We start from the raw sequence: 26,079 nt of genomic DNA on the forward strand, positions 1-26,079 counted from the left end.
ATTAATATGTTAGATATCATCTATCAGGACGATTACCTGATAGCTATAAATAAACCGCATGGCTTATTGGTTCACCGTACCGCGATGGCCAGCGACGCTAAAGAGTTCGCATTACAGCTGCTCCGGGATCAGGTGGGCCGCAAAGTAAGTCCGGTGCACCGGCTTGACAGAAAAACGGGCGGACTGCTCCTGTTTGCTTTCGATAAAGAAAACGAGATTGCTATGCAAAAGCAGTTTATGGAAGGACAGGTGAAAAAGAAATACCTGGCTGTGCTGCGTGGTTACGCGCCTGATAGTATGGATATTGACTATCCGCTCATGAAAGATAACGGCGTTATGCAAGATGCATTCACCTCATTTATAACTTTAAAAAGAGCAGAGCTGGATATTCCGTTTGGGAAACATCTGACTTCCAGGTATTCCCTGGTAGAAGCTAGCCCGACAACTGGCAGAATGCACCAGCTTCGAAAACACTTTGCACATATATTTTATCCGATTATCGGAGACCGGAAACACGGTTGTAATAAACAGAACAAGTTTTTTAAAGAGCAATGGGAGATGACGACAATGTTGCTGCATGCCTCTGAACTGAATTTCGTTCATCCGGTAAGTGGTATGCCGATAGCACTTAAAGCCGCTGTACAGCCTGAATTCGGCGCTGTCCTGGAAATGATGAAATTCGTATAGGGTTAGGCTGCAACAATTCCTTGCTGAAATTGTTAGTATATAAATTTATTACAGATGAAAGCAGTTCATTCCTATGCGGCCCAGGCAGCAGATCAGCCTTTGGCTCCTTATTCTTTAGATCGCCGGGAGCCGGGGTCCAATGATGTTGAAATTAAGATATTGTATTGTGGTGTATGTCATTCGGATATTCACACAGCAAGAAATGAATGGGGTGGTACAATGTACCCTGTAGTTCCCGGACATGAGATTGTGGGTAAGGTTAGCCGCGTGGGCGACCAGGTTACGCAGTTTAAAGTCGGCGAAACAGTTGGAGTTGGCTGTTTTGTAGACTCTTGCGGACATTGTCAGAATTGTGATGAAGATAATGAACAGTATTGTGAAAATGGAAACTCGCAAACTTATAATTCCCTTTTACAAGACAAAAAAACGATCACTTATGGTGGCTATTCAAGTCATATTGTCGTGACTGAAAAGTTTGTACTTCGCGTATCCGATAAACTTCCCCTGGAAAAAGTTGCCCCCCTTTTATGTGCCGGCATTACAACTTATTCCCCGCTAAAACACTGGAACGTAAAAAAAGGAGATAAACTGGCAGTTGTTGGACTGGGAGGCCTCGGACATATGGCTGTTAAGATCGCAGCCTCAATGGGTGCTGAAGTTACAGTTTTAAGCAGGTCAAAAGGTAAGGAGAAAGACGCCCAGCAACTTGGTGCGCATCATTTTGAATTAACTACCGATCCGGAAAATATGAAAAAACTGGCGAACAGTTTCAACTTTATTATTGATACGGTTTCCGCAGAACATGACTATAATGAATACCTGTCCTTACTGAAAACTAACGGTGTAATGGTATTACTTGGCGTACCACCGACTCCTGCTGATGTACATGCGTTTAATTTAATTGGTGGCAGAAGAAGTTTAGTCGGATCACTGGTCGGTGGAATCAGGGAAACTCAGGAAATGCTGGATTACTGTGCTGAACATCAAATTACTTCAGATGTGGAAATGATATCGATAGATCAGATCAATGAAGCTTATGAAAGGACACTTAAGGGTGATGTGCATTATCGATTTGTAATTGATATGGCCTCCCTGAATTAGTCCTGATTCAGGATCTTATCAGCATATAAAAAGGCAGCTCACACTTGGTGAGCTGCCTTTTTATATGCTGTTTGATTTTCTATTACGCCGATTGAAGATTATTTTACTTTTTCAAAAAGGAGTTCTGGTTCGTTGGTTGTGATATAGTCTGCACCTGTTTTAAGCATCTCATCCATAACTGCGGCATCATTCACTGTCCATACATTAATAGCGAGCTTATGTGCTTTCGCAGATTTAACCCAGTCCGGGTTCTTCTGCAAAACCGAATAGTGATAATCCAGCCCGAAGAAATGATCTGCAGCAAGTTCATCTGGGGATTTATCGCCTTTCAAGTAAGATACTTTTGCATATGGTGCGAGTTTAATAACTTCTTTACACGCTGCATAGTCGAAACTGATATATTCGACCCAAGCCTCAGCTTTAAGTTTTCTAATGATTTTCAAAGCTTCGTGTGTGAGCTGAATTGAACGTTCAGGACTAACCACAGACGGTTTGATCTCCAGAATTAATTTGGTAGTTTGCTGATTCATACCCGCTTTAAGGAAATTCTCCAGCTGAGGTAGTGGTTCGCCATCTTTCAAACGGACAGTATTCAGTTTTGCCGCGTCACTTTTCTCCATTGATACACCTTGTATTTCGGGATCATGATTAACGAAAATTACGCCATCAGCGGATAAATGCACGTCAAATTCAGATCCGTAGCATCCTAGTTTTACGGCTTCTTTTAATGCAGCAATTGAGTTCTCCGGCGTTCCCATTTTTTTCCATGCACCACGGTGGGCTATTACTTTATTGCGGTTAAACTCATCTGCCAGCAGGGTGTAGTTTTCGGTATACTGCTGACCACCTTTACCGGCTGTGATGGAAATTTCGAGGTTCTTAGGGCTTTTTTTAAGTGTAGCGTCCTTTACAACAAGCTCTCCGGACTTATTTATCTCGACCGAGCTTGCATCGCGGCCGCTGATTTTAAATTGTTTTAACGGCTTGCCTTCGGCTGTCATCACCTGACCGATGCTGGCCTGCTTGTCGGAATAGGTGTACCCGGTTAAATAAATCATAGGCTGTTGTGCAAATGTAAAGGACACGGCTGCTAATTGGAATGCTAATACGGATAGGATCTTTTTCATAGAACTAAATTAAACAAATTGATTAAATTCAGGGCCTCTGAAGTACTAAAGAGACACTAATGCGCAAAACTAAAAGTTCAGTATAAGCTGTAAAGTAATTCTATATTAACAAATGGTTTATAAAACAGAATTATGAAAGTTTAAAGTCAAATCCTGTAATTTATTCGCTGAACTGGCACCTATCTTTGTGGAAACAAATGAATATGACAACAGCAAATTCTTTAGAAACCCTTTCTTTACCAGTATTGGGGATGACTTGTGCGGGTTGTGCAGTTAGCGTTCAGTCTATGCTTGCTGAGCAGCCTGGGATATCGAGTGCAGAGGTCAACTATGCTACTCAGGAAGTAACGGTTGCCTATAATTCCGAAATTATACAGCCTGAACAGTTTAAAAAAGTATTACAATCTGTCGGTTATGATCTTATTCTTGATCAGGTCTCAGGTAAGGAAAAGCAACAGGATATTCAGCGCGAACAATTTCAAGCCTTAAAAAAACGCACTATTTATGCGGCCGCTTTGACCTTTCCGGTAGTTGTACTGGGTATGTTTTTGATGGATATGCCCAATGCAAATTATATAATGCTTGTTTTTACTGCCCCGGTTTTATTCGTCTTTGGCAGAAGCTTCTTTATTAATGCCTATAAACAAGCCAGGCACGGTAAAGCAAACATGGATAGTCTTGTAGCACTGAGTACCGGTATCGCATTTCTTTTCAGTTTGTTTAATACTTTCTATCCTGAATTCTGGCACAGCAGAGGGATGCACCCGCATGTTTATTATGAGGCAGCTGCGGTGGTGATTGTTTTTATCATGCTAGGTAAATTGCTGGAGGAAAACGCGAAATCTAACACTTCATCTGCCATAAAAAAATTGATTGGTCTGCAACCGCAGACGGTTGTTTTGGTTGATGGTAATGGTCAGGAGCAGGAAATTCAAGTCTCTGCAGTTAAACAGGGTGATATACTGCGTGTTAAGCCGGGTGACAAGATTCCCGTAGATGGAAAAGTTTCTTCTGGAAACTCTTACGTTGATGAGAGTATGATTAGCGGTGAACCATTAGCTGTGTTTAAAGAAGAAGGTAAGCAGGTTTTTGCAGGTACAATTAATCAAAAAGGAAGTTTTCAGTTTGTAGCTGAAAAGGTTGGTGCGGAAACGTTGCTTGCACAGATTATTAAAATGGTGCAACAGGCTCAGGGTTCTAAAGCCCCGGTTCAAAAGTTAGTCGATAAAATTGCCGGCATTTTTGTCCCGGTCGTCTTATTAATCGCGATATGTACGCTGGGAGCCTGGTTGCTGTTTGGAGGAGAGTATAAACTTAGCCAGGGCTTACTCGCCATGGTGACCGTGCTGGTTATTGCATGTCCGTGTGCATTAGGACTGGCAACACCCACCGCTATTATGGTTGGGATAGGAAGAGGTGCTGAAAATGGTATTCTAATTAAAGATGCCGAAGCTTTAGAATCAGGTCACAAAATTGACACTCTTATTTTGGATAAAACCGGTACAATTACATTGGGTAAACCTTTAGTTACGGACGTTAAAATATCTGATAACCAGATGGTGAATTCTGATACTTTGCTTGGTATTCTTCTGGCGGCGGAACAGCAATCAGAACACCCGCTTGCAACTGCAATTGTTACTGATCTGCGTAATAAAAAAGTTGTTGCGGCTCGGGTGTCTGACTTCAAAAGTATTACTGGAAAAGGTGTAGAGGTTATTGCAGATGGTCTGAAATATACTGTGGGAAGTCATAAGATCTTAAAACCGGAGATGCACATTCCTGAAAAACTGCAAACTGCTGTAATCAATTATCAGTCCGAAGCGGCAACGGTAATATATCTGCATAATGGCAAGGAATTATTACTCGTGCTCGCTATAGCGGATCAATTGAAGGAGGGGGCCGCCGATGCGATCACTTTATTAAGAAAACAGGGAATCGAAATTCATATGCTCACCGGTGATAACGCATTTACAGCTGGAGCCGTCGCAAAGATGGCTGGTATTACTCATTTCCAGGCGGATTTGATGCCTTCCGATAAGGCAGATTTCGTAAGGAAACTTCAAAAGGAAGGCCGCATTGTCGGAATGGCCGGTGATGGAATTAATGATAGTGAAGCGCTTGCGCAGGCTGATCTTTCCATAGCAATGGCTCAGGGTTCGGCTATTGCTATCGATGTGGCTAAGTTGACTATAATCTCCTCTGATCTGCGCCAGATTCCTAAAGCACTGAAGTTATCTGGTGCAACAGTAAGAACAATCAAACAGAATCTGTTTTGGGCATTTATTTACAATTTGATTGGCATACCTTTGGCTGCCGGTATTTTATATCCTTTTAATGGCTTTTTGCTTAACCCGATGATCGCAGGAGCTGCAATGGCATTGAGTTCGGTTTCTGTTGTTGTCAACAGTCTCCGTTTAAAATTAATTAAACTTTAAATTCAAGAAAAATGGACACATTACAATTTAAAACAAATATTAAATGCGGCGGATGTATCGCAACTGTTAAGCCTCACCTGGATCAGCTTGCTGGTGTGAAAAACTGGGAGGTGGATACACTTGCCGCTGACAAAATACTGACCGTGGAAGCTTCAGGGGAAGTTAAAGATTCCGACATTATAAATACCTTGAGTACTGCAGGTTTCAACGCGGAAAGAATCTGATATGCAGCTCCATATTAAAAATATGGTTTGTGACCGTTGTATCCTGATTGTGGGACAACAACTTAAACAGCTTGGTTTCGAAATTGAACAGATTTCATTAGGCCTTGTAAATGTTGAACCTGAACCAAATCAGCAACAGCGTATTCAGATAGCCTCTGCTATGCAGGTGCTAGGTTTTGAACTGATAGACAAAGAGAAGGACAAGCTGACCGAACAGATTAAAAATCAGGTAATTTCAATCATTCATCAAAGTCCTTTAAATGAGTTGAAACAAAGCCCTGCCCAGTTGGTAGCAGAACGCCTTAACAAGGATTATGCTTATTTGAGCAGGTTGTTTTCCGAAATTGAAGGGACCACGATTGAAAAATACATCATTCAGCAGAAAGTCGAGAAAGTTAAAGAGCTGCTCGAATATGGTGAATATAATCTTAGTGAGATAGCGTTTCAAATGGGTTATAGCAGCAGTGCACATCTATCAACCCAGTTTAAAAGTGTAACAGGTCTTAGCCCGAGCAAATACAAGGCATTACCGCCAGGTAAACGTAAACCTCTCGATCAGGTTATTTAATAAAAACCGGCATATACTGCCGGTTTTTATGTTTTTAATCCGTTCACATCCTTTCGTGTAAAGTAATTGAACTCATTTTATAAATTTTTCTGACATTTTTCCAAATTGATTGTTGTAACAAGGGGCAGGGAATAAACCCAGTTAGCCTTCAAATCAATAGTCCATGAATAAATTTGATGCGATTGTAATCGGGGCGGGTCAGGCTGGTGTTCCGCTCGCCAAGAAATTGGCTGCTGCGGGCTGGAAAACAGCGTTAATAGAAAAAAGAGCAATAGGCGGCACTTGTATAAACGATGGATGCACGCCGACTAAAACCATGATTGCTTCAGCTAGAATGGCGTATATGGCTGGAAGAAGTGATGAGCTCGGCATCCATATTCCCGAATATAGAGTGGATTTTAAAGCGATCATGGACCGTAAATCCACCATCGTAAAGCAGTTTCGTGAAGGTGCAACCAAAGGTCTTGAAGAAACTAAGAATCTTACCGTTATTTATGGTACTGCCAGATTTGTCGACCCCCATACACTTTATGTGGATAAAAATGACGGTTCTTTCGAAAACTATACAGCGAAAAAGATTTTTATCAATACAGGTTGTACGCCTTTTATCCCAGATATTGATGGTTTGAAGGAGATCCCATATCTGACTTCTACTACTTTACTTGAAATTAAAGAAGTTCCTGAACATTTGCTGATTATCGGTGCCGGCTATATCGGTCTGGAGTTTGCGCAGTTGTTTCGCAGATTAGGCTCACAGGTGACTATAGTCGAAAAGTCTAATAGGCTGATGCCAAAGGAAGATGATGATATTTGTACGGTTATGAGTGACATTTTTGATCAGGATGGTATTCGCGTATGGACCGAAACGCAGGTAGAGTCTTTAAGTCTTAAATTAGGAAAAGTGCATGTAAAACTCGAAGGTGGAGGTAAAGGGCCTGCGAGTTTAAGCTGCAGCCATGTCCTTGTGGCCTCTGGTAGAAGGCCTCAAACCGCCGCTCTCGGACTGGAAAATACAGGGGTCGTATGTGACGAAAAAGGATTTATTAAGGTCAATAAGCGTTTGCAAACAGCCGAGCAACATATTTATGCACTAGGTGATGTGAAGGGCGGCCCGGCTTTTACGCATATTTCTTATAATGACCATCTGGTGATCACGGAAAATCTATTGAATGGTCGTCACAAAGATATCAGTAAACGTATGATCCCTTATTGTATGTTTACAGACCCACAGTTAGGCAGGGTCGGAATGAATGAAAGTCAGGCAAAAGAAGCCGGAATAGACTATCTTGTAGCAAGCATCCCCATGAAAAATGTAGCCCGGGCAATCGAGAGTGCAGAAACACGGGGTTTAATGAAAGCGATTATTGATAAAAAAAGCCGCCGTATTCTCGGGGCAGCAATAATTGGTGAGCAGGGCGGCGAGATTATGACGGTGCTGCAAATGGCAATGATGGGAAAGATTACCGCCGATGAGATCAGGAGCGGAATTTTTGCACATCCTTTATATAGTGAATCTTTAAATAATTTATTTATGTCTGTATAACAAATGATTAAGGTAGAAAATCTAGTTAAATACTTTAATAATGAGGCTGCAGTTAATCAGGTCAGTTTTGAAATCGCCGAAGCAGAAAACCTAGTCCTGCTGGGTACAAGCGGTTGTGGCAAAACAACAACTCTTCGAATGATTAACCGTTTACTGGAACCCGATAGCGGCCGTGTATGGATACAGGGTACTGATACTAGTTTACAGGACCCTTCGAAATTGCGCAGGGGCATTGGATATGTGTTACAACACCACGGGCTCTTTCCTCACTTTACTGTTGCAGAAAATATTGCAGTTGTGCCAAAGCTTCTGAACTGGAAAGAGGACGCCATCAGGAAACGTACATTTGAACTGCTGGAAAAATTACGGCTGCCAGCGCAGATTGCGGGACTTTATCCGCAAAATTTGAGCGGCGGCCAGCAGCAAAGGGTCGGACTTGCCCGCTCATTAATGGTGAATCCGCCCGTGCTGCTTATGGACGAGCCTTTTGGCGCACTTGATGCTTTGACACGCAGAGACATTCGCGTGGAATTCCGGCAGCTGGAAGAGTTGAAAAACAAAACGATCCTGATGGTTACGCATGATGTTCAGGAGGCTTTTGAACTGGGTGACAGGATCTGCCTTATGGATAAAGGTGAAATTCAGCAGATTGGGACGGCAATGGACTTGTTGTTTAATCCGGCAAATGCTTTTGTGCGCAGTTTTTTTAGTGACCAGCGAACGCAGCTTGAATTCAAGACGGTAATGCTTACTGATTTATTCACCAGCAGGGGTGTTCCGTCTAAAGTTTCAGTTTGGGATGTATTGGAAAACCGAACAGATGCCGGTGCGGAAATACCGGAACTGCCCGATATTTTAACTGCTTTTGAGAATTTTAAACGGCGATAAGATGGGTCAGGTTTTAGATTTTTTTAATTTCATACAGCAGCAGTCCGGTAAATTACTCAGTCAGACATTAGCTCATATAGGTCTGACGATGATATCGCTGGTCCTAGCCATTTTAATTGCTGTACCATTGGGTATATGGATTAGCAGAAAGCCGAAATTTGCTGGCGGTGTTTTAGGGGTCGCTGGTGTTCTGCAGACAATTCCGAGTATTGCCTTACTTGGAATTCTTATCCCTATACTGGGAATCGGTCCAAGGCCGGCCATTTTCGCATTGTTTCTTTATGCGTTACTTCCGATAGTCAGAAATACATATACCGGCCTTGTGGGTGTTAGTCCAATTGTTATCGATGCAGCAAAAGGAATGGGGATGAATAACTTACAGATTTTATTTAAAGTGGAACTTCCTCTGTCATTTGAAGTGATTATGGCTGGTGTGAGAACGGCCACTGTGATTAATGTTGGTGTGGCCACGCTCGCAGCTTACATTGCAGCAGGCGGTCTGGGCGAATTTATCTTTGGAGGGATAGCACTTAATAATACAAATATGATTCTCGCTGGCGCAATACCAGCGGCTCTTCTTGCTATTTTACTGGATTTTATGCTGTCAAGGGTGCAACGCTTCCGCTTAAAAAAGGTGGTGCTCTGGAAAGCTGCACTGCCAGTAATCATACTTATGCTATCCTCTTTTTATCTCCTGCCCACTAAGCTTGGAGGAAGATTACTGGCTGGTTTTACGCCAGAGTTCATGGGAAGGGAGGACGGTTACATTGGCCTCAAATCTTTATATCACTTGGATATGGAGACCGTCGTGATTAGCGATGCGGTTATGTATAAGGCTGCAAGAGACAAGCATTTGGATGTGATTAGCGGTTATAGTACAGATGGCAGATTAAAAGCTTATAGTTTGATTACACTCGAAGATGATTTAAATCTCTTTCCTGCCTATCAGGCTGCTCCATTAATTAGAGAGGATGTGCTCTTGAAGTTTCCGGGATTGGAAACTGTACTCAATGAGTTATCGGGGAAAATCAGCGAAGCGGCAATGACCGAAATGAATTATAAAGTTGACCAACTCAAACAAAGCCCTGAGAAAGTTGCTTTAGACTTTATGGTTTCCAATAATTTGTATAAAAAGCCGAGGCCATCAAAAGCAGGCCGGGTTCCGGCACTTACCGTGAGGATTGGGAGTAAAATCTTCGGAGAACAGTATATTCTTGCACAGATATACCGTATTTTAATTCTGGGAAATACGGATTTTCTGGTGGAAACTAAAACGGGGCTGGGCGGTACTAAGATTTGTTTCGATGCTTTGCAAAACAAACAGATTGATTTTTATCCTGAATATACTGGAACAGGTTTATTGGTCGTTTTGCAGCCAGATAAGCAGACGCGTGAGCGCCTGCGTACAGATATTCCAGCTACGCGAAACTATCTCGACCAGGAGTTTCATAGGAAATATGCTTTAAAATGGCTTAAACCTATAGGATTTAATAACACTTATGCGCTAATGATGCGGAAGGAACAAGCCGCTGAATTAGGTATTAAAACAATAACAGACTTAACTAACCAAACCAAAAATTAAGCAAATGTCTCCAATTGAAAAATTTATGGCCGTCCGTTCTACAACGGAACGGATATGCTCAGCATTGGAAAAGGAAGACTATGTAGTACAGCCAGTGGTGGATGTAAGTCCTCCTAAATGGCATCTGGGCCATACTACCTGGTTTTTTGAAACTTTCGTCCTTTCCGTGCACGCTAAAGACTATCAACATTTCCATTCAGGTTATGATTATGTTTTTAATAGTTACTATGAAAATGCTGGTGCCCGCGTAATCAGGACAGATCGTGGTAACCTGAGCAGACCAACTGTGGATGATATTTTTTTGTATCGCCGGTATGTAGATCAGGCCATGTTAAAATTGCTGGAAAATGCAGGTTCTGATGTGTTGGATTTGGTTCAACTCGGGCTTAATCATGAGCAGCAGCATCAGGAATTACTATGGTATGATATTAAATACATTCTCGGGCACAATCCATTATTTCCCGCATATGGCGAAAACCATATTGAGAAAAACTTGAAAGGTGAAAATCCTGGCTGGGTTCGTAGTGAAGCCGGTGTTTACGAAATAGGTAATACCGGTGAAGGATTCTATTTTGATAATGAACTGGGGCGGCATAAAGTGTATGTACCGGAGTTTGAGATCTCGACTGCGCTGGTAACTAACAAGGAATATGTAGAATTTATAGCTTCAGGCGGATATCGGGATTTCAATCTCTGGCACGCGGAAGGTTGGGACTGGGTAAAGCTACAAGGTATAAAGGCACCGCTTTACTGGTATGAGGTCGACGGGGAGTGGCAGCGATATGGATATTCTGGTTTGGAAAAATTAGACCTGGATCAGCCGGTGAGCCATATCAGCTATTTTGAAGCGTATGCATTCGCTGCCTGGAAAGGGATGCGTCTTCCAACTGAGTTTGAATGGGAGGTCGTATCTTCCCGGATTAACTGGGGTATGCTTTGGGAATGGACATCAAGTGCCTATTTGCCTTACCCTGGTTTTTCTAAAGCTCCTGGTGCTTTAGGAGAATATAACGGTAAATTCATGGTCAATCAGCAGGTACTGCGGGGCGCATCAATTGCTACTGCTGACGGGCATAGCAGGAACACATACAGGAATTTTTTTCACGCTGATCTGCGCTGGATGTTCAGCGGGATCAGACTGGTTAGATAATTTATGAATCAATTTTTAAAAGAAGTTTTAAGCGATCTTAGTCAGACACCTAAATGTCTGAATTCTAAATACTTTTATGATGAAACCGGCGATCGTATTTTTCAGCAAATCATGGATTGTCCTGAATATTACCCGACAAATTGTGAAATGGAAATCTTTCGGGAGAATAGTACCGAACTTGCTACTGCACTGAAAAATGGATTTTCGGACTTTGACCTGATTGAACTGGGAGCAGGGGACGCAACGAAATCGAGTTATTTATTGAAGGAGTTGATTGAGATGAAAGCAGATTTCACGTACATGCCGATTGATATTTCCTCCAGTATGATCGAATATCTCGATGAACATCTTCCACAGGACATTCCCGGATTAAGGGTTCATGGTTTAAATGGCGAATATTTTGAGATGCTCAAAAAGGCAAATCAGATTTCATCAAAAAGAAAGGTCGTATTAATGCTTGGCGGAAATATTGGAAATGAAAGTCCGGAAAATGCAGTGGCTTTTTGTCGGCAGATCAGGGAAACACTGAATTCTGGCGATCTGGTTCTTGTCGGTTTCGACTTAAAGAAACATCCAAGAACAATACTTGCTGCTTATAATGATGCTGCAGGTTTTACACGTGAGTTTAACCTGAATCTTTTGCATCGTATTAATAAAGAATTAGGCGGCAATTTTAATGTATCAGATTTTGAGCATTATCCATGTTATGATCCTGGATCGGGAGCCTGCAAAAGCTATCTAATTAGTCGTACTAACCAGAAAGTATATATTGGCGATCGGCATTTTGAATTTCAGGAACATGAGGTCATTTACATGGAAATTTCTCAAAAATACAGTATAGCGCAAACGGAGGAGATGGCAGTAGAAACAGGGTTTAAGCCTATTCAGCATTTCTTTGATCATAAAAAATGGTTTCTGGACACAGTCTGGCAATGTATATAATGTAGAAAGGAAAAGGAGGGGAAACCCTCCTTTTTTATGCAGTATGATTTCTTGTTGAACAAAAAAAGCCCCGCAAATCTTGCGGGGCTTTTTTTATAGGATGAATCTCAGCTTAGTATAAAGTGAATTCTACCCTTCTGTTTTTCTGACGTCCGTCAGCAGTTTTGTTAGATGCAATTGGTTGGTTTGGACCATAACCTGTTGCTTCAATACGTGATGCGTTAGCACCTTGAGAAACTAAGTAAGCTTTTACTGATTCTGCTCTTTCTTTAGATAAACGTAAGTTTAAAGCCATTGAACCTGTGTTGTCAGTATGACCAGCTAATTTCAAGCTAAAGTTTTTCTCAACTAATAAAGCTGCTACTCTGTTTAGCGTGGTATACGAACTAGAACGGATTGTTGCTTTACTTAAGTCAAACTCCAGGTTTTTAATTGCTTCATCAACCACTTTACGATCTGCTTCAGTAATGATTACTTTTTCTGTCACAACTGGTCTTGGTTGTTTTAAAGGACAACCTGCACCGTCAACAACTGTGTTTGGAGGAGTTCCAGGACATTTGTCAAATTTGTTAGCAACACCATCATTATCGTCATCAGCTAAATCTCTTGCATATTGCTCCTGATCTCTTAATCTGTTCTGCTCAGCAGTTGACAATGCTCTTCTTAACTCAGCGCTTTCTGCTGCACTTTCTTCGCGAATTGCAGCAATTGCACTATAGTTCTGTAATTGAGATGTGCCTTTTTTACCTAAAGCGATCTCAACACCTGCATGGGCATAAGAGAACCTGTCATTTGCTCCACCACGCACACCGTCAAAATTGTCGGTTTTCATAAAGTTAACTGTATAACCTAAGTCAATGTTTACACCTTTAGATACACCGAATTTAAAACCTGCACCTACAGGGATAAACCAGTTTTCTTTGTATCCTGTGCTTGCACCGTTAGGAGCATCTGTATTTGCACTTGATGACATATAACCAGCACCAGCTGTTAAATATGGAGATAATACATTACGTTTTTGATTCAGGCTCATGTTCGCAATCGTGAAATTCGCGCTTAAAGCTGCCGACCAGTCGATACGTGTTTCAAATCCGCTGTTTCTTTCTGCAGCCGTTGCACCAGCACCCAATCCATTTGGTCTGAATCCTTTTACTTTACCAGCAAGGAAATCTGCCTGAACACCAAATCCTGGAAGGATTTGCTTCTTAATATAACCTCCGTAACCCCAGCTCTCTTGCGGAGTTGCGAAATTGCCGTTTGATCTGCTGTTGAACGGAGTGTAGTGCGTTAACATACCACCATTTAATCCGATTGACCAAGTGCGGAAATCTTTTTTGTTAAAGCGAGCAGTGGAGTCAGACGTTCCGTCCTGAGCAAACACTGATGTTGATAATCCAATTAAGGATAAAAACAGTGCGGATTTTGTAATTCTTGAATTCATTTTTTCTATAATTAGATATTAAATTTTCAGTAGTTAACTGATCGATTAACACTTAGTAATAACCTTGCCAAAGCTTAATTAATTTCATTTTACTATTGAATTTATTGTAAATGAGGTTGTTACGTTAACCTTGATTCTATGTTAAATTTCAGATCATTTATAATTACTACTCAAATAAGTGTATAGTTTTCGATACAAAACGGCTATTTTGAGCTTGCATTGGTGCTATGAGACTATAATTAGATCACATGAGAATAAATAATAAGGATCTGGATATATCTTTATAATGGTCCATAACGTTATTAACTGAGGTTTTATAATATAATGCTCAAGGAAGATTAATGATTATCTTTCACGAAGGAAATAACACATAAATAATTTAACTATGCTGCTGCAGGAATTACTAAAAACAAAAACCAAAGGGAATCACGATCAACTGGAGGAGCTGATGTTTGTTCACGAAATAATGAATAAAACGTTGAGTCTCGAACAATATAAAACTTTGCTGGCTACTAACTACTTGGTTCATGCTAATTTAGAGTTTAAAGTTCACCTGGCTCTAGACGAAAATACAGCTAAACAGGTAGGTGCTGACCAGCGATATAAACTATCTTCATTGATTGAAGATCTGAAAGAGGCGGGTATATCCAAAGATGAACTTGATCAGATTAACATCAACGTACCGCACAATGAATATAGTCCCGCTGCCGCATTGGGAGCTATGTATGTGCTTGAGGGTGCAACAATGGGTGGTCAGGTTATTCAGAAAAAATTGAGGGCAACCCCGGCTTTCGAAGGTTTAAATCTTAATTATTATACAATTTATGGTGATAATCTGATGCCTAACTGGAAAAGTTTTGTTGGAGTTTTAAATACTGCTGTACCGGAATCTGATTACCAACAGGTAATAGATAGTGCATCTGAGACTTTTATGTTTATCGCAACGGTTTCTCAGCTTGTGAATACTACATTAGTATAACTTACAATACATTAGGGGGGAGCCTACTTAAAGGCTGATGCCTTAGAGTATATAAGGTTCACCTTTTTCAGCAATGACTGCAGTATAGCCAGCTGCTTCTATAGCGCTGGCAAGACTGCTTAAACTGCTGTCCTCACCATGAACCAGAAACACCTTTTTTAACTGATTAGGGTCCTGGCCAACTATATTACTCATCAGGTCATCATGATCTCCATGACCACTCAGCAAATCTGTCTTTTTGATAGTTGCATAAACACTCAGATCACGGTGGCGTAGGCGGACTATAGAATCGCCGCGAAGTAATCTGTGACCAAGTGTTCCCTTTGCACAGTAACCGATAAATAGAATTGTACAGTAGTAATTCTGAATGTTATGATAAAGATGATCCTGTATCCGTCCCCCTTCAAGCATGCCCGCAGAAGATATAATTATACAAGGTTCATGATAATTGGAAATAGAAATGCTTTCGCGTTTATCCTGTACATATGAAAGTGAATCAAATTCAAATTCATCTCCTGAGCGATGGTAAAAATCTTGAGCTTCATCATTTAACAGTTGATGATGCTTACGGTAAACGTCCGTCGCAAATTCGGCAAGAGGACTATCTACAAAGATCTTTACCGGAGGCAGCTCCCCGGAACTGAAAAGCTTATTCAGTGTAAATACCAAGGCCTGTGTTCTTCCGATACTAAATGCGGGTATAATCAGCCTGCCTGGGAATTTTATGCATGTTTCCTCAATAATATCTTTTAGTTTGGCTGTGATTGTAGTGTCCTTACTATGTATTCTGCCGCCATAAGTAGATTCTGTAACCAGATAATCCACTGCCGGCAATGGTTGTGGGTCAACTAGAACAGGGTAGTTTCTACGACCGACGTCGCCAGTGAAAGCAATTTTCTTTGTTACGCCTTGTTCTTCTATTTCCAAAACTACTGCTGCTGCTCCCAATAAATGACCTACCGGGATGAATTGCAGGCTAATTCCCTGTCTGATCTGAAATATTTTATGGAAACCGATTGTAATGAAGCGTTCCACTGTATCCATTACATGTTTATGAAGATAAAGCGGTTTTGGGCCTGATCCTGATCTTTTCCCACGTGACCTCTTTTGTTGTTTACTCAAAAAGATATTAACAGAATCCATTAACAGTAATTCAGTAAGATCAGCGGTAGGTGGGGTACACAGAATTTGTCCGTTAAACCCCATCCTTAGCAAGGTGGGTAGATTTCCTGAATGGTCTATATGTGCATGCGTTAATATAACTACATCTATTGACGCAGGATTAAATGGAAAGTATTGATTTTCTTCCTGAAATGTATCTCTCTCATAGTCCAGACCGCAATCTACTAGTATACTGTAATCTCCTACTTCCAGCAGGTGCATACTTCCTGTCACCTGTTTCGCAGCGCCCCATATCGTTAAATTCATCTATTCTAATCGTTTTACAATTAAATCTCCACCCTGAAAAAGGGAAAAAAGATTAGCAATATAATGTTTTATTGCTTTAGGTTGTTTTATTGGCGATTAGAAACTATATATCTTGTTGGTTGACAAGGTCATGTAAATTTAATCGAAATTTATAATTAAGTTCAGTCTTCAGACGGACGCTATCAATAATTTTCCAACTGTTTTTTTGAGGAATAAATTGAGGGAGAGGAAGTCCGGACCTCTTCGCTGCAGCGGTATAGAAGGACGTACGGTCAGGGTGTTCTTGAGAACATGCATGGTAAACCCCACCGTATTTTGCCTGACTGATCATACTGGTCAAAATGCCAATGCAATCATCTAAGCAGATCATGTTAACCGGAGAAAGCCCATTCGGGATATTAGTTTTACCAGCAAAAAATCGACCGGGGTCTCTTCCCGGCCCAAAAAGGCCTGCAAAGCGAACTATTGTAGTTCTGAAATCAGTTGACGAGGTTAAATTTTGCTCTGCCTCGAGTATAATCTTACCTGAGGCTGTTTCAGGAGCAGGCATATCATTTTCATCAAGTTGTTTGTTGTTATCCTGAAATACCGAAGTGGAGCTGATGAAAATAAATTCCCGGACACGACCCTTTGCTGCTGAATCGGCAACCTTTTTTATTTTTGCTGCATACTGCTGCTGAATGATCGGGTCTTTTTTGGGAGGAATGCAGCAAATTAATATATCGCTCTTAAAAAAATCAAGATCTATATCAGGAGCTTCTTCATTTAAATTCAGCAGATAGGGGGCGATACCGGCATCCTGCAACGCGATCTTTTTTTCCGGAGTTGTGGTCGAGCCTTTCACTGTGTAACCTTTTTCGACCATCGACTCCGCGAAAGGGAACCCGAACCAGCCACAGCCAAGCACGCTGATTGTTTTTCTATTTGAAGACATATTTTACGGAAGACTTGATAAAAAAAAAGGGATAATGCGTCGCATTATCCCTTTTTTCAATAAGTTATTCTTAAAGAACAGTTACATTAGAAGCCTCAGGGCCTTTTTTACCGTCGTTTAATTCGAACTCTACATTGTCACCTTCATTCAATTCTCTGAATGAATCGCCTGCAATCGCAGAAAAATGCACGAAAATATCTTTTCCTCCATCTTCTGGAGTGATAAAACCAAACCCTTTTGCAGAATTAAACCATTTTACTTTTCCTGTTGTACGCATATTATTATTATAAATTTCGCTGTGAAAATAATGAATTGAATATTAATATCCAAAATCTAAATTTCTAATTTGATAATTAGACTTTGATTTAAATAATACTATCCGATTATCGGAATCCGATTTCATATAGAATTAAATTTTCAAAAAATGATGTTTTCAAGAACAGCAGCCTGCCAATAGTTGTTGTTAGGTACATATTTATGATTAATAGTTAGCTATGAGAACACCAGATAAAAACGCAGAACAAAAACATGTAAGGAAAAATATGTTAGAAAATGGTCATGATGAATCAACCAATCTAGGGCTAGATGCAGATGATTCTTCGTCAGGCAATGAACTTCTCAAAAATCTAAATTCCGATAATGACAGAATTTCCGGAAATCCTGATGGTGAAGATGACAGACATGATACTTCCGAGATTCCGGGCAGCTCACCATTGCAAGATAAATAAGAGAAAAAATAATCCAGCGGTGCCGTTTGGCATAGTTTTGGTAAATTGGATCTTGTAATATAAAATAATAAATTATGAGAAAGATACTTGCCATAGCTACTGTAGCATTGATGTTTGGTGCCTGCAGTAACGCTAAGAAAGAAGAAGCTATTAAAATAGCTACTATAAAAGCTGTAAAAGACAGTATCAGATTAGATAGTTTTAAAAGAGCAGATTCAGAAGCGAAGTTACAGGCTGCTAAAATAAAGGAGGAAAAACGTGTACTGATGCTTGCTGAAGAAAGGGCTGCAGAGAATGCTCCTGCTGCCAGAATAGCTGAGCCGACTGTACATAGCAGTGCTTCGAACTCTACTTCTACACAAAATACCAAGAAAAAAGGGTGGAGTAGTGCAGCTCTCGGTACTGTAATTGGTGCGGGAGCCGGCGGTCTTGGGGGAGCCCTTATTGATAAAAAGAAAGGTCGTGGTGCCGCAATCGGGGGAGTTGCCGGTGCAGGCGCAGGTTATTTAATTGGCCGCGGACAGGATAAGAAATCAGGACGCGCGAATTAATACATCGTTTTCTTGGATTTTAAAAAGAATGGGGTTCAATGATAAATTTATCATTGAACCCCATTCTTTTTAAATCTGACTTTGCTCTTCAATAAAAAAAGAGGCATACAATTTCTTGCAGGCCTCTCTTATATCGGTTCAAATATCCGTTAACTATTTCTTCTCAGGAGGTGTGGATACGATTTCACCAAATTCATTTACATATGCCATCATACTTTCCAGGTCACCGCCTGTAGAATTTTGCTGACGTTCTTGTTTACGTTGCTCTTTATCTTCTTTTTTCTTTTGCCTGTTTTTTTCTAGTTGCTTCTTCATGAAGGTAGCCTGAGACTTAGCCATAAATTTCCGTATTTAGTTAAAAAATAACTCTTCTCTGCTATTACTTGTTAAGGCGTTCCATATACAAATCGTAAGGATCGATCTAGCCTGAATAAAATAAAGTTCCTGGACAACAACGGTTGAGGAGTCAGGAGAAATTGAGCCTAACCATTGGGTTGGTTAGCAAGTAGTAAAAGAGAATAGTGTGTTTGTTAATCCGTTTAATGCAAATATACAAAAAATATTTAAATCTTAAAAGAGACAGGGCCGGACGAATGTGTAGCGCTATATAGATTGACGCCAAAATAGAACGGTGCTGATTTTTCCGTCTATTGTTCTGCATTATTACAAATAAAGTGGAAATAGCTATTAGCTTAGCTTAAGTTAGTTAGCTTTAAATATAAGCACAGCTATAAAATCGGAACAGTGTTTGTTATTGTTTAATTTTACGTATTTACACTTGAACAAGTTATGAAAAAAAGAATACATGTTTTAGAAGATGATCAGGATATCAGATATATAATTGAGTTTTTGTTAAAAGACGAAGGTTATGAACTGCAATTATCATCGACTTTCGCAGAATTGAAAAGTAAACTGAATGATGGCTTACCTGATCTTTTCATCATTGACGTGATGTTGCCTGATGGAAATGGTATTGAAATTTGTGATGATTTAAAAACTGACATTTTCACAAAACATATTCCTGTAATCGTAATGTCAGCTAATCCTGGAAGTAAGGAGAAAAGTGTGACTGCTAGTGCTGATGACTACATTAGCAAACCCTTTGATCTGGATTACGTAGTTAAAAGGATTGACAGATTGTTATCTACGAAGTTAGCGGGTTAAAATAATTCCTATGATATTTCTGGAAAATGAGCATCTGATAGCTGGATTTAATACAAAAGGAGCTGAATTACAAAAATTAGAACTCAAGTCTACAGGGCTGGATTACCTTTGGAAAGGTGATCCGGCTTATTGGGGTAAATTCAGTCCGGTATTGTTCCCTATAGTCGGGGCGTTAAAAAATGATAGTTATATTTTTGAAAATAAAACTTATTCGCTTTCGCGCCATGGTTTTGCCAGGGATAAAGAATTTGAGGTGTCCCGTCCTGCTGACAATGAAATAATTTTTACATTAAGAAACTCAGCCGAAACACTTGTTGTTTATCCTTTTACGTTTGAACTTGCACTACATTATAAATTAGAAGATTCTGGACTTACCTGTACCTATAAGTTAAATAACCCCGGAGAAAAAGAGCTGCTGTTTTCACTTGGTGGCCATCCTGCATTTGCAGTTCCATTTACACCTGATACTTGCTATGAAGATAATTATCTCCTTTTTGACCGGGATGAGGATTTGTTCTTTAATAAAATTGAACACAACTTAATTAGTGATGAGCAAGGTGTGCTGACTTTAAAAGGTAGTAAGTTGCCTTTAAATCACGAGTTATTCAAAGATGATGCGTTGGTTTTCAAATCTCTGAAAAGTGAGAAAATTAGGCTTGCGAATAATAAGAATAGCCACGGTCTTGAGTTTCGATTCTCCCAATTTCCGTTTTTTGGTATCTGGGCTGCACCCGGTGCTGATTTTGTGTGTCTGGAGCCCTGGTGCGGAGTAGCAGATGGTATTCACCATAATCAGCAACTCAGAGATAAGGAGGGGATTCAAACCTTATCACCAGGCGTTAAGTGGGAGAGAAGCTGGCATGTATCACTATTTTAGTGATCGCATACCAGCATCTCTTGTTCAGGATTACCAGTTCCTTCTTATAAAGGGCTGATTATATCCATTAGTATACCGGAATGCTGTCCTGATCCTGAATGAATACGTATCGTGGCTTTTTGGAAATCTCTTTCATCTGCTTTGTAAATATTCACGAATTTTTGAGGATTACGGTCTACTAATGGAAACCACGAGCTCTGTACCTGAACCATAATACGGTGTCCTTTTTTAAAGCAGTGTGCTGCGTCTTGCATATCAAATTTGACTGCCGTAGTTTTTCCAGGTTCAAGTGCCTCGGGCAAAGAGAAACTGTTTCTATATTTTGCGCGCATTACTTCTCCACGTACCAACTGCTCGAAGCCCCCCATTTTTGTTCCTGTAATAGGACTGTCATCAGGTGCGTTGCTGGGATATACATCTACTAGCTTAACGATAAAATCTGCATCTGTGCCAGTTGTAGATATATAGAGGTCGGCAAATAACTTCCCCGAAATCGTTACGTCTTCTGTTAAGATTTCAGAACGGTAAACTAATACGTCAGGTCTTCTTGAAGCGAAACGCTGATCTTCATACATATAATCAGTTCCCCTGTCAATCCTGATCTGGTTGGTATAGGGTACTGGATTCTCGGGGTCACTAATGTATTCATCATATGTATCAGTTTTCTCAGACGGCTCATCAAATGATAGCTTTCCACCCGGATGAAAATATAGCTTCTTTGTTTTTGCGTCTTCAGGCGGCCAGGAATTATATTTTTTCCAGATATTGGATCCTGTTTCGAAGATAGTCGCCTTAGCCAGTTCAGGATTGGCAGTTCCTTTAAGGTAATGATTGAAGAATGCAAATTCTATTTCCTGTCGGTAATAAGGTCCTGTTGCAGAATTAAAACGTACATTTCCAAGAAAGGAGTTATCACCACGCGTCCAGCTGCCATGCGTCCATGGGCCCATAACCAAATGATTTGGTGATTTTGGTTTATTTTTTTCAATGCCGCCAAAAGTTTTTAAAGGGCCATATAAATCTTCCTGATCGAACCATCCACCAACGGTCATTATTGCCGGTTTTATTTTTTTAAGGTGTGGAACTGGCGTTCTGACTTGCCAGAACTCAGAATAATCAGGATTATCCATCATTTGGTTCCAGATCTTATTCTGACCTTTAAAATAACGATCATTTGCATTTTTTAGCGGGCCCAATTCTTTGTAAAAGTTGTAGGCATCGGGAGTTCCGTAACCGTTAAATGACGCAGCATGATCGGGAGTTGGTTCTGGCCGCGACGCGCCATAATACGATAAAAAGGAGAAAGTACCCATTAAGAAGAATGCGCCGTTATGGTGTCTGTCATCTCCCATAAACCAATCTGTCACAGGGGCCTGGGGTGAGGCAGCCTTTAATGCAGGATGGGCATCAATTGCAGTCATTGTGGTATAAAATCCAGGTGCTGATATTCCCCAGGTACCCACTTTACCATTATTTCCAGGTATATTTTTGACCAGCCAATCTATCGTATCATAGCTGTCGGAACTTTCATCTATATCTTTTTTGTTCTTTTTATTTGCAATATAAGGTCTGTTGGCTACAAAATCTCCTTCAGAAAGATAACGTCCCCTGACGTCCTGATAAACAAAAATATAACCTTCTTTTGCGAATAACATAGAGGGACCCAGGCTGTTCTTAAAAGTCTCCTGTCCGTAAGGACCGGCACTATACGGTGTCCGGTCGAACATAATCGGATATTTTTTTTGCTGATCTTTAGGACTATAAATAACGGTGTGTAATTTTATTCCGTCACGCATAGGGATTTGCTTTTCCACTTTGGTATAGTTCTCCTGTATATACCGGGCGTCTAAAACTCCCTGAGATGGCCCTTGTGCAAAGCCTCCAAACGACATTACTGAGAGCGCCGCTGAGAGAAAGAAGGTTTGTTTCATATGGCCAAAATAAACAATTTTCTGATTTGATGCCCGCAAGTCTGGTATCCAAAAGATTAATCTTTAAAAATTCTATTGCCTGTAGAAAATTCATTTGGCTTATCGCGGAAATTATTAGCTTAGTTATCTCAAAAACCATAACGATGCAATTGACCAATGCTTCAAACTCTAAATTAACTGCTGCCATTCTGGTAGCCTCTCTGGGTTATTTCGTTGATATTTATGACCTGCTGCTTTTTAGCATTGTCCGGATACCCAGTCTCAAGTCGTTGGGGCTAACCGGGACACAATTAACTGATACTGGCATTTTGCTGCTTAACATTCAAATGATCGGCATGCTTATCGGTGGTGTCCTCTGGGGAATGCTTGGTGATAAGAAAGGGCGGCTATCTGTGCTTTTTGGTTCGATTTTTTTGTACTCCATCGCGAATATTGCGAATGGATTTGTTCATTCTGTCGAAGGATACGCCATATGGCGCTTTATAGCAGGATTGGGACTTGCGGGTGAACTTGGCGCTGGTATTACGCTGGTTGCGGAATTGATGCCTAAAGAGAAACGCGGTTACGCAACTACAATTGTTGCATCTGTAGGTGTAAGTGGAGCAGTAGTTGCATATTTCGTTGCGCAACTTTTCGACTGGCGGACCTCTTTTTTTATCGGAGGAGGGCTTGGTCTCGCTTTACTGTTACTTCGCATTGGGGTGGCGGAATCAGGTATGTTTGACTCTTCTAAAACTGCAGAAAACCGGGGTAACTTCCTAGCGCTGATTAGGAATAAAACGCAATTTATTAAGTACCTGCAATGTATAATGATAGGTATTCCATTATGGTTTGTGGTTGGCGTACTTATTACCTTGTCGCCTGAATTTGGAAAAGTACTTCGTGTAAAAGGTGAGGTAAGTGCAGGAGCGGCGGTTGCCTGGTGTTATGGTGGTATTGTGATTGGTGATATTGCGGGCGGTTTACTTAGTCAGTGGCTAAAAAGCAGGCTCAAAGTTGTTTATTTATTCCTCGGTTTATCTACCCTTGGTATTGCCACCTATCTGATGAGCTACGATCTTAGTCTGGATCATTTCTATTGGTTATGCGGTTGCCTCGGCCTTACTGTAGGTTATTGGGTTATTTTTATGACTATTGCTACCGAACAGTTTGGTACAAATATACGGGCGACTGTGACTACAACCGTTCCAAATTTTGTGCGCGGGGCAGTTGTCCCACTTACTCTTTTATTTCAGTTGCTAAAGAATTATACTAGTGGTAATATCATTTATTCTGCTATCATTGTAGCTATGATTAGTCTGGGTTTAGCATTTTATGCATTGAGTCGGATGAAAGAAACTTTTCACAAGGACCTCAATTACCTCGAAGAACTTTAATTTTAAAATATGGAATATATTCTTGGGATAGATATAGGTACTGGCAGTACTAAAGGTGTAGCTGTTGATCTTCAATATAAACCAATTGGCAGAAGTCAGTCTTTTTATCCTACTACCTCATCGGAACCGGGTTATAGTGAACAGAATCCCTTATTAATCTGGGAAGCATGCTGTAAGGTAATCACTGAACAAATTAATCTGCGTGGCCGGTCACCAAAAATAATAAGTTTGAGCTGCGCTATGCATAGTCTCATAGCAGTAGATTCTGGGGGAGAAGCGATTATTCCAATGATGACCTGGGCAGATAACAGAGCTGCTAATTTTGCAGATCAATTATTATCGCAGGGTTCCGGGATTGAAATTTATCTCAAAACAGGAACACCTGTTCATGCGATGTCTCCTTTATGTAAGATCGGCTGGATCCGATCGCATCTTCCAGAGGTTTTCAGCAGAACGGAGAAGTTTATATCTATAAAGGAATATATCTGGTTTAAATTATTCGGTGTTTTTGAAATTGATCATAGCGTGGCTTCTTGTACGGGGCTTATGGAACTGGACAATCTATGCTGGCATCCTGCAGCACTGAATGCTGCAGGAATTCAAGAAGAACAATTGTCCAGACTGGTATCTACAGCTTTTTACAGAGCTTTCCCTGAAGCTATTCCTGGTATGGAGGCTGTTAAAGCTGGTGTACCCGTGGTCATCGGTGCAACGGACGGTTGCCTGGCAAATTTGGGTACAGGGGCAATTGCTCCAGGAATAGGAGCATTAACTATTGGTACCAGCGGCGCACTTCGGGTTTCCGCAGAATGCAGCAGGTTTAACAAGGAGGCTATGACTTTCAGTTATCGGCTGGATGAAAAAATCTATATTAACGGGGGCCCTGTTAATAATGGTGGTATAGCCTTGAAATGGCAGTTGAAGAATATATTGGGCACTAGTCAATTAAGGGAGGAAGATTATGAAACTGCTTTTCGCAGTGTTTCTAATTTAGGCCCTGGTGCAGATGGTTTGTTGTTTTTACCGTATCTGCAGGGGGAGCGTGCCCCGGTATGGGATGCCAGGAGCTGCGGCGTTTTCTTCGGTTTAAACTTATCTCATACTTCAGACCATATGACACGTGCAGTAATTGAAGGAATCTGTTTTGCACTGGAAGATGTGCTGAATGCGTTGGAGAGATCGGGGCAGCAGGTTGACAGGATCCATGTGAGCGGAGGTTTTGTCGCATCTGCGGTATGGTTACAGATCTTGGCAGATATTACCGGAAAAGAATTGGTTCTGATCTCTGTAGATGATGCTTCTGCTATCGGAGCAACCATTCTCGCAGCGAAAGCGATCGGTTTGGAGTCAGATTATCCCATGCCTAATATCAAGGAAGCAACCAGGATTTATCCTGAGAAGCAGACTCACAAGAAATATATGGAGATATTTGAAATTTACGTGGCACTTTACCCTGCTCTTAAAGAACAGATGCACCGTTTACATAAACTATCCAATAATCCATCATCAGCCGGTCTGCTTTGATACGGCTGATGACGGTTCTAATCTATTCCTGCGTACTGTGCACGGAGTTATAGGCTTTTACAAATGAAATAATTGTTTTAGCATCAAATTTTTTGGTGTCTTTCAAACGGTTTACCAAATCCTGGTCATCAGACATATATTCGCTCAATGTAGTTCTGATATAATTAGAATTCTGTTCACTCTGATCTCCGTCCGGTGTAATCTCAAGTATGGTATCGGGGGTTTTAGCTGAAGCAATATAGATTAGCGCTCTGCGATCTGGTCTCGCCTGGGCATCATCATCTCTTCGTCCACCGCCAAAACTGATTCCGCCACCCATTCCGAATCCGCGATAACCTCCACTTCCTATTCCAAGTCCGATAGAAGGGCTGAACTGAATTTTCTTTTTAGGTTTTGTTTTTGCACTTGTTTTCCCACCCATCGTGTAGAGGTTTATGTTTCCGTGCTCTATAAGTTTAAAAAAACGGTAATCTGTTTTACTATTACTTACAAATGCCTTACTAACATACGTTTCCCCATTCCACTGGAATTCCTGAATATCTTTAGCCTGATATTGGTTGAGTGTACCTTCGTCGTTCTTCATTCCGACAGTTTTATAATCTGTACCCTGTATAGTTCCGCGGATAAAATTACCGGGACTAATAATAATCGCGTCCTGGGCAAATGTGCTTAGCGAAAGGATAGAAAAAAAAGATAGTAAACTCAGAAATTTTGTAGCTTTCATATTGTCTCAAATAACGGAAAATTTTCCTGATTGTTGTCATGCACAGATCAGAAGTTTTATCCCCGCTTTTTCTATAAAACAGTTTTACCAGTACGACCATTACACCGGACTCAGCTAAATTGATTTGGTTGGTATTGTTTAATTGTTAAATTTGAGATAACCAAATATTAAATCT

At 40.7% G+C, this 26,079-nt stretch carries 25 protein-coding genes; 17 read left to right on the forward strand and 8 right to left on the reverse strand.

Annotated features, from left to right (window positions below; genetic code table 11):
- Positions 1-6 precede the first annotated feature (6 nt).
- Together BLR53_RS01465 and BLR53_RS01470 are read left to right on the forward strand one after the other, a co-directional pair.
- Positions 7-687, forward strand: coding sequence for a pseudouridine synthase (locus BLR53_RS01465; RefSeq protein ID WP_074586502.1), 681 nt, complete (start codon positions 7-9; stop codon positions 685-687).
- 54 nt (positions 688-741) lie between these two features.
- Complete coding sequence (locus BLR53_RS01470) at positions 742-1,788, forward strand: NAD(P)-dependent alcohol dehydrogenase (protein ID WP_074586503.1); 1,047 nt, start codon at positions 742-744, stop codon at positions 1,786-1,788.
- A gap of 98 nt (positions 1,789-1,886) precedes the next feature.
- Here BLR53_RS01470 and BLR53_RS01475 read toward each other — a convergent pair whose 3' ends face one another.
- Positions 1,887-2,915 carry a glycerophosphodiester phosphodiesterase gene (locus BLR53_RS01475; RefSeq protein WP_074586504.1) on the reverse strand — a complete coding sequence of 343 codons (1,029 nt, stop codon included), beginning with the start codon at positions 2,913-2,915 and terminating at the stop codon, positions 1,887-1,889.
- A gap of 203 nt (positions 2,916-3,118) precedes the next feature.
- Between BLR53_RS01475 and BLR53_RS01480 the strand changes: the two genes are divergently transcribed.
- The 8 genes from BLR53_RS01480 (at position 3,119) to BLR53_RS01515 (ending at position 12,247) form a co-directional block, all read left to right on the forward strand.
- Complete coding sequence (locus BLR53_RS01480) at positions 3,119-5,350, forward strand: heavy metal translocating P-type ATPase (protein WP_074586505.1); 2,232 nt, start codon at positions 3,119-3,121, stop codon at positions 5,348-5,350.
- 11 nt (positions 5,351-5,361) lie between these two features.
- Entirely contained in the window at positions 5,362-5,574 is a 213-nt protein-coding gene (locus BLR53_RS01485; RefSeq protein ID WP_037443566.1) for a heavy-metal-associated domain-containing protein, read from the forward strand.
- A gap of 22 nt (positions 5,575-5,596) precedes the next feature.
- On the forward strand, positions 5,597-6,142 hold the full coding sequence (locus tag BLR53_RS01490) for a helix-turn-helix domain-containing protein (RefSeq protein ID WP_244889433.1): 546 nt from the start codon (positions 5,597-5,599) through the stop codon (positions 6,140-6,142).
- A 163-nt stretch (positions 6,143-6,305) separates the two neighbouring features.
- Positions 6,306-7,685: a mercuric reductase gene (locus BLR53_RS01495; protein WP_074586507.1), complete on the forward strand. Its 1,380-nt coding sequence runs from the start codon at positions 6,306-6,308 to the stop codon at positions 7,683-7,685.
- Positions 7,686-7,688: 3 nt separating this feature from the next.
- Complete coding sequence (locus BLR53_RS01500; RefSeq protein WP_051760169.1) at positions 7,689-8,573, forward strand: ABC transporter ATP-binding protein; 885 nt, start codon at positions 7,689-7,691, stop codon at positions 8,571-8,573.
- Between the two features lies 1 nt (position 8,574).
- Positions 8,575-10,155 (forward strand): ABC transporter permease/substrate-binding protein, encoded by a 1,581-nt coding sequence (locus tag BLR53_RS01505; protein WP_074586510.1) that lies wholly within the window; start codon positions 8,575-8,577, stop codon positions 10,153-10,155.
- Positions 10,156-10,159: 4 nt separating this feature from the next.
- Positions 10,160-11,305: an ergothioneine biosynthesis protein EgtB gene (egtB, locus tag BLR53_RS01510; protein ID WP_074586512.1), complete on the forward strand. Its 1,146-nt coding sequence runs from the start codon at positions 10,160-10,162 to the stop codon at positions 11,303-11,305.
- A 3-nt stretch (positions 11,306-11,308) separates the two neighbouring features.
- Positions 11,309-12,247: an L-histidine N(alpha)-methyltransferase gene (locus BLR53_RS01515; RefSeq protein ID WP_037443575.1), complete on the forward strand. Its 939-nt coding sequence runs from the start codon at positions 11,309-11,311 to the stop codon at positions 12,245-12,247.
- 112 nt (positions 12,248-12,359) lie between these two features.
- On the opposite strand, the gene BLR53_RS01520 is transcribed toward BLR53_RS01515, so the two are convergent.
- A complete protein-coding gene (locus tag BLR53_RS01520) occupies positions 12,360-13,688 on the reverse strand; it encodes an OmpA family protein (protein ID WP_037438210.1) in 1,329 nt (442 codons plus the stop codon).
- 385 nt (positions 13,689-14,073) lie between these two features.
- Between BLR53_RS01520 and BLR53_RS01525 the strand changes: the two genes are divergently transcribed.
- Positions 14,074-14,667: a biliverdin-producing heme oxygenase gene (locus BLR53_RS01525; RefSeq protein WP_074586517.1), complete on the forward strand. Its 594-nt coding sequence runs from the start codon at positions 14,074-14,076 to the stop codon at positions 14,665-14,667.
- A gap of 42 nt (positions 14,668-14,709) precedes the next feature.
- Here BLR53_RS01525 and BLR53_RS01530 read toward each other — a convergent pair whose 3' ends face one another.
- The 3 genes from BLR53_RS01530 to BLR53_RS01540 all read right to left on the reverse strand — a co-directional run bounded on the left by BLR53_RS01530 (position 14,710) and on the right by BLR53_RS01540 (position 17,306).
- A complete protein-coding gene (locus BLR53_RS01530) occupies positions 14,710-16,095 on the reverse strand; it encodes an MBL fold metallo-hydrolase (protein ID WP_037438208.1) in 1,386 nt (461 codons plus the stop codon).
- Positions 16,096-16,198: 103 nt separating this feature from the next.
- Positions 16,199-17,029 carry an SDR family oxidoreductase gene (locus BLR53_RS01535; RefSeq protein WP_074586522.1) on the reverse strand — a complete coding sequence of 277 codons (831 nt, stop codon included), beginning with the start codon at positions 17,027-17,029 and terminating at the stop codon, positions 16,199-16,201.
- A 70-nt stretch (positions 17,030-17,099) separates the two neighbouring features.
- Positions 17,100-17,306 (reverse strand): cold-shock protein, encoded by a 207-nt coding sequence (locus BLR53_RS01540; protein ID WP_037438206.1) that lies wholly within the window; start codon positions 17,304-17,306, stop codon positions 17,100-17,102.
- 217 nt (positions 17,307-17,523) lie between these two features.
- Between BLR53_RS01540 and BLR53_RS01545 the strand changes: the two genes are divergently transcribed.
- Positions 17,524-17,757 carry a hypothetical protein gene (locus tag BLR53_RS01545; protein ID WP_037438205.1) on the forward strand — a complete coding sequence of 78 codons (234 nt, stop codon included), beginning with the start codon at positions 17,524-17,526 and terminating at the stop codon, positions 17,755-17,757.
- A 74-nt stretch (positions 17,758-17,831) separates the two neighbouring features.
- Positions 17,832-18,308 carry a YMGG-like glycine zipper-containing protein gene (locus tag BLR53_RS01550; protein ID WP_037438204.1) on the forward strand — a complete coding sequence of 159 codons (477 nt, stop codon included), beginning with the start codon at positions 17,832-17,834 and terminating at the stop codon, positions 18,306-18,308.
- 153 nt (positions 18,309-18,461) lie between these two features.
- Here the strand turns inward: BLR53_RS01550 and BLR53_RS01555 are convergent, their stop codons facing one another.
- Entirely contained in the window at positions 18,462-18,647 is a 186-nt protein-coding gene (locus tag BLR53_RS01555) for a hypothetical protein (RefSeq protein WP_069381983.1), read from the reverse strand.
- Between the two features lie 450 nt (positions 18,648-19,097).
- Between BLR53_RS01555 and BLR53_RS01560 the strand changes: the two genes are divergently transcribed.
- Positions 19,098-19,472 carry a response regulator transcription factor gene (locus tag BLR53_RS01560; RefSeq protein ID WP_037438203.1) on the forward strand — a complete coding sequence of 125 codons (375 nt, stop codon included), beginning with the start codon at positions 19,098-19,100 and terminating at the stop codon, positions 19,470-19,472.
- A gap of 10 nt (positions 19,473-19,482) precedes the next feature.
- Complete coding sequence (locus tag BLR53_RS01565) at positions 19,483-20,349, forward strand: aldose 1-epimerase family protein (RefSeq protein ID WP_074586528.1); 867 nt, start codon at positions 19,483-19,485, stop codon at positions 20,347-20,349.
- Between the two features lie 44 nt (positions 20,350-20,393).
- On the opposite strand, the gene BLR53_RS01570 is transcribed toward BLR53_RS01565, so the two are convergent.
- Positions 20,394-22,280, reverse strand: a complete 1,887-nt coding sequence (locus tag BLR53_RS01570) for a CocE/NonD family hydrolase (RefSeq protein ID WP_074587288.1) — start codon at positions 22,278-22,280, stop codon at positions 20,394-20,396.
- A gap of 143 nt (positions 22,281-22,423) precedes the next feature.
- On the opposite strand from BLR53_RS01570, the gene BLR53_RS01575 reads away from it, so the two are divergent.
- Together BLR53_RS01575 and BLR53_RS01580 are read left to right on the forward strand one after the other, a co-directional pair.
- On the forward strand, positions 22,424-23,656 hold the full coding sequence (locus tag BLR53_RS01575) for an MFS transporter (RefSeq protein ID WP_074587290.1): 1,233 nt from the start codon (positions 22,424-22,426) through the stop codon (positions 23,654-23,656).
- Between the two features lie 9 nt (positions 23,657-23,665).
- Positions 23,666-25,180 carry a gluconokinase gene (locus tag BLR53_RS01580; RefSeq protein WP_074586532.1) on the forward strand — a complete coding sequence of 505 codons (1,515 nt, stop codon included), beginning with the start codon at positions 23,666-23,668 and terminating at the stop codon, positions 25,178-25,180.
- Between the two features lie 22 nt (positions 25,181-25,202).
- Here the strand turns inward: BLR53_RS01580 and BLR53_RS01585 are convergent, their stop codons facing one another.
- Positions 25,203-25,904 (reverse strand): hypothetical protein, encoded by a 702-nt coding sequence (locus BLR53_RS01585; RefSeq protein WP_037438199.1) that lies wholly within the window; start codon positions 25,902-25,904, stop codon positions 25,203-25,205.
- Positions 25,905-26,079: the final 175 nt, after the last annotated feature.

The sequence above is a fragment of the Pedobacter antarcticus genome (genome assembly GCF_900103515.1).
In the GTDB taxonomy this organism is placed as follows: Bacteria; Bacteroidota; Bacteroidia; order Sphingobacteriales; family Sphingobacteriaceae; genus Pedobacter; species Pedobacter antarcticus.

Excerpts from the sequence above, each read along its gene's own strand:
- BLR53_RS01465 (WP_074586502.1), top strand. The coding sequence starts at position 7 with ATGTTAGATATCATCTATCAGGACGATTACCTGATAGCTATAAATAAA.
- BLR53_RS01470 (WP_074586503.1), top strand. The coding sequence starts at position 742 with ATGAAAGCAGTTCATTCCTATGCGGCCCAGGCAGCAGATCAGCCTTTG.
- BLR53_RS01475 (WP_074586504.1), bottom strand. The coding sequence starts at position 2,915 with ATGAAAAAGATCCTATCCGTATTAGCATTCCAATTAGCAGCCGTGTCC.
- BLR53_RS01480 (WP_074586505.1), top strand. The coding sequence starts at position 3,119 with ATGACAACAGCAAATTCTTTAGAAACCCTTTCTTTACCAGTATTGGGG.
- BLR53_RS01485 (WP_037443566.1), top strand. The coding sequence starts at position 5,362 with ATGGACACATTACAATTTAAAACAAATATTAAATGCGGCGGATGTATC.
- BLR53_RS01490 (WP_244889433.1), top strand. The coding sequence starts at position 5,597 with ATGGTTTGTGACCGTTGTATCCTGATTGTGGGACAACAACTTAAACAG.
- BLR53_RS01495 (WP_074586507.1), top strand. The coding sequence starts at position 6,306 with ATGAATAAATTTGATGCGATTGTAATCGGGGCGGGTCAGGCTGGTGTT.
- BLR53_RS01500 (WP_051760169.1), top strand. The coding sequence starts at position 7,689 with ATGATTAAGGTAGAAAATCTAGTTAAATACTTTAATAATGAGGCTGCA.
- BLR53_RS01505 (WP_074586510.1), top strand. The coding sequence starts at position 8,575 with ATGGGTCAGGTTTTAGATTTTTTTAATTTCATACAGCAGCAGTCCGGT.
- egtB (WP_074586512.1), top strand. The coding sequence starts at position 10,160 with ATGTCTCCAATTGAAAAATTTATGGCCGTCCGTTCTACAACGGAACGG.
- BLR53_RS01515 (WP_037443575.1), top strand. The coding sequence starts at position 11,309 with ATGAATCAATTTTTAAAAGAAGTTTTAAGCGATCTTAGTCAGACACCT.
- BLR53_RS01520 (WP_037438210.1), bottom strand. The coding sequence starts at position 13,688 with ATGAATTCAAGAATTACAAAATCCGCACTGTTTTTATCCTTAATTGGA.
- BLR53_RS01525 (WP_074586517.1), top strand. The coding sequence starts at position 14,074 with ATGCTGCTGCAGGAATTACTAAAAACAAAAACCAAAGGGAATCACGAT.
- BLR53_RS01530 (WP_037438208.1), bottom strand. The coding sequence starts at position 16,095 with ATGAATTTAACGATATGGGGCGCTGCGAAACAGGTGACAGGAAGTATG.
- BLR53_RS01535 (WP_074586522.1), bottom strand. The coding sequence starts at position 17,029 with ATGTCTTCAAATAGAAAAACAATCAGCGTGCTTGGCTGTGGCTGGTTC.
- BLR53_RS01540 (WP_037438206.1), bottom strand. The coding sequence starts at position 17,306 with ATGCGTACAACAGGAAAAGTAAAATGGTTTAATTCTGCAAAAGGGTTT.
- BLR53_RS01545 (WP_037438205.1), top strand. The coding sequence starts at position 17,524 with ATGAGAACACCAGATAAAAACGCAGAACAAAAACATGTAAGGAAAAAT.
- BLR53_RS01550 (WP_037438204.1), top strand. The coding sequence starts at position 17,832 with ATGAGAAAGATACTTGCCATAGCTACTGTAGCATTGATGTTTGGTGCC.
- BLR53_RS01555 (WP_069381983.1), bottom strand. The coding sequence starts at position 18,647 with ATGGCTAAGTCTCAGGCTACCTTCATGAAGAAGCAACTAGAAAAAAAC.
- BLR53_RS01560 (WP_037438203.1), top strand. The coding sequence starts at position 19,098 with ATGAAAAAAAGAATACATGTTTTAGAAGATGATCAGGATATCAGATAT.
- BLR53_RS01565 (WP_074586528.1), top strand. The coding sequence starts at position 19,483 with ATGATATTTCTGGAAAATGAGCATCTGATAGCTGGATTTAATACAAAA.
- BLR53_RS01570 (WP_074587288.1), bottom strand. The coding sequence starts at position 22,280 with ATGAAACAAACCTTCTTTCTCTCAGCGGCGCTCTCAGTAATGTCGTTT.
- BLR53_RS01575 (WP_074587290.1), top strand. The coding sequence starts at position 22,424 with ATGCAATTGACCAATGCTTCAAACTCTAAATTAACTGCTGCCATTCTG.
- BLR53_RS01580 (WP_074586532.1), top strand. The coding sequence starts at position 23,666 with ATGGAATATATTCTTGGGATAGATATAGGTACTGGCAGTACTAAAGGT.
- BLR53_RS01585 (WP_037438199.1), bottom strand. The coding sequence starts at position 25,904 with ATGAAAGCTACAAAATTTCTGAGTTTACTATCTTTTTTTTCTATCCTT.